This window comes from Dietzia sp. B44 (assembly GCF_014145245.1).
Classification (GTDB): Bacteria; Actinomycetota; Actinomycetes; order Mycobacteriales; family Mycobacteriaceae; genus Dietzia; species Dietzia natronolimnaea.
Genome location: NZ_JAALEF010000287.1, coordinates 1 through 2,883, shown reverse-complemented (window position 1 = coordinate 2,883; position 2,883 = coordinate 1). Strand labels below are relative to the sequence as shown.

The 2,883-nt window shown below is 68.5% G+C and carries 2 protein-coding genes; one reads left to right on the top strand and one right to left on the bottom strand.

Annotated features, from left to right (window positions below; genetic code table 11):
* Window positions 1-1,000: 1,000 nt before the first annotated feature.
* Entirely contained in the window at window positions 1,001-1,561 is a 561-nt protein-coding gene (locus G6017_RS10130) for an RBBP9/YdeN family alpha/beta hydrolase (RefSeq protein WP_182617207.1), read from the top strand.
* Window positions 1,562-1,694: 133 nt separating this feature from the next.
* Here G6017_RS10130 and G6017_RS10125 read toward each other — a convergent pair.
* On the bottom strand, window positions 1,695-2,883 hold a 1,189-nt coding region (locus G6017_RS10125; RefSeq protein ID WP_241731463.1), incomplete at its 5' end, for a bile acid:sodium symporter.

The window sequence follows — 2,883 nt, the reverse complement described above, 5'->3', positions numbered from 1 at the left end:
AGTTCTCAAACAACACCACCACACCGTCGCCATGTGGCACTATCGCCACATACCTTCGGGGGAAGTTGCCGCTCTCCATCGGAGGCAGCTCGCCTACTCTAGCGGACCGAAGTCGATCGGTCAACCCGATCGTTCGGCGCCCCTTCGCGAAGCCACCGCCCGAAACCAGGACTCGAACCTCTCGGCTCGACCCCCGCTCCCTGGCGGCTCCGATAAAGTTACACGCGCCCCAACGGAACACCAAATCGGCTGGTCAACGCCTCCCAGGGCGCCCCTGCAGGCCCATGCCGGCAGATCGCCAAAGCCACGTACAGACGGGTCTTCCCGCTGCGTCCCTACCGTTTTCCCCCTCCGGCCGCCCGCCTTCCGCCCCTGCCACCACGTGTCCTACCCGACCCGAGGGGGCGGGGCCTACGCGATCCGGTCATCAGTGCGGCTCGAGCTGCAGGGCGGAGTCGGCTCGTCCTCCCAGTGCTCGGCTCGTCCTCCCAGAGCTCCGTCGCGTGCGGTGAGTGGCCGTCCCGACTCACGACCGTGTGGGGGGCACTCAGGGCGGGGGCCTCGGCGTGCGGATCGCGACCGTGTGCGGGCTCACCGGTCTCACCCGTCACCGCCTCTACCGCGCCTCCGGCCGGGCCGGGGTCTTCTACCGAGCCGGCACCACGGCATGTCGCCGGCCGGCCGCGCACCGTCGTGGCCGGGTACACCGTGCTGTGTCGATCGACGGCGACCGCCGCGCACCTCGCGTCGTTCCGCGTCGAGAACCTCCGAGCATCACGGCCCGGTCTCCGGTGCCCGCCGGACACCGAACCCGGCAGCACACTGATGCATCAACGCGAGCAGGTGAGCGACTGCCCCGCGCTCGGACTGAACCCGAGCAACGGTCGGACACTCCCCTCGGTGATCCCCGGCCGCGAGCCGGTGCGGAGGAGTGGAACGACACCCAGGCCGCCAGGGCTGTACTCACCCTCCCTTGCGGCACGGTCTACCGTTCGGTGGCATGACGTCGGTAAGAACCACCCAGGCCGTGATCTTCCACGGGTACGGTGCGACGCCCGCGGACCATTGGTTCGGGTGGCTCGCAGAACAGCTCGAACACGCGGGGGTCCCCACACGAGTACCCGGCTTGCCGGAGTCCACGTCCCCATCTCCGGACCGGTGGGCGGCTACCGCCGCAGAAGAGCTCGGTATCCCGGGGAGAGACACGATCGTGGTCGCCCACAGCCTCGGTTGCCTCACCGTTCTGCGCCACCTCGCCTCCCTGACGGGACCGTGGGAGGTGGGCGGTCTCGTGCTCGTCTCGGGATTCGTCGACCCGTTGCCGGGGCTACCCGAACTGGACGACTTCATCGGTGACGGCGTGGACCTGTCCGGGATCCGAGAGAGGGCCGGGTCGCTCACCATCTTGCGTTCCGACGACGACGATCATGTTCCTGTCGACCTCACAGACCGCCTGGCCGGTCTTCTCGGCACGTCGGCTCAGGTCGTCCCGGGAGCGGGCCACTTCCTCGCGACCGACGGAGTCACGACGCTGCCCCACGCCCTCGACGCCATCGTGTGACACACGCAGCAGGCTCTCGGTGGAGTGTGCCGGCACCACCGTGGACAACCGTCGCTCCGCCCTCGCACCAGCCGAGCGCAGATAGGTGCGGTGGCCACATCCGCCGCCCCGGGACCCGTCGACACGGTGGTCCTCACAGTCCCCCGTCGGCGGACCGCTGGTCGGTCCTGAAGACCACCGGAATCAGCCAGAGGAAGGCGATCATGCCGAGGAGCTCGACCAGGGTCTGTGCCACGATCACCACTGCCGCGACCTCGAACCCCTCAGGCAGTGCGAGCGCCAGCGGAAGGACGACGAACGAATTCCGGGTCCCGAGTCCGAAGGCGAGTGTCCGGGCCTGTCGGGGCGGGAGAGAGAACGAGACCGCCAGAGCCTTGGCGGTGAGCGCGGCCGCGAGCAGGAACGCCACGAAGACCGGGACGACGACCGGAAGAACGTTCAGCGCACCGAGCACGGTATCCACCTGAGCCGTGGCGACGAGAAACACGACACCAGCGAGCAGCGGAACCGGCGCCCAGGCCCATCGATCACGCACCACAAGACGCCCCGGGCGGGCATCGACCCACCACTGCGTGAGCGTCGACGCGATCAGGGGCACGGCGACGATCAGCAGCGCCGGCGCGACCACGTTGAGCCTGATCAACCCTGTGACCTCCTCTCGCGCCATGAGCAGCAGATAAAGAGGAAGCAGGAGCAGCTGTAGAACAAGGTTGACGGGGGTCACCGCGACGGCCCGGGGCACATCCCCTCCGGCGAGCTGGGTGAAGGCGATGAACCAGTCGGTGCACGGCACGAGCAACACCAGCAACACGCCCAGACGGATCGCGGGATCGGCGGGAAGGAGAGACACCATCGCCCACACGATCAGGGGCAGGAGCACGAAGTTGCCCAACAGGACCACTCCGGTGAACCGTAGGTCACGCGAGGCGGAGATCAGGTGCAGCACCGGCACCTGGAGGAACGTGGCATAGAGCAACAGGGCGAGAACCGGCCACAGCAGCACCTCGGCCATCGACGCCGTCGCCGGGATGGCGCTCCCCGATGCGAGACCCGCGGCGATGGCCGCGGCATAGATCCACACCTGCCGACGCTCGAGGGTGAGCCGATTCAGTCGCTTGTCCACCCCGTCGGCACCTCTCTCATTCTCCAGATCCGAGATCACGGCGGCTCCGATCACGCCAGCCAGTCCGAACCCGAGGCCGAGTCCCTCCGGTCCGCCGGTCACCCGAGCCGGCGACGGGCCCGGTCTTCGTCCGCAGGCCTGCAAGCTCGCCAGCAGCCTGCCACGCACGTGGATGGGGTGGTATGACGAGAGCCCCCGG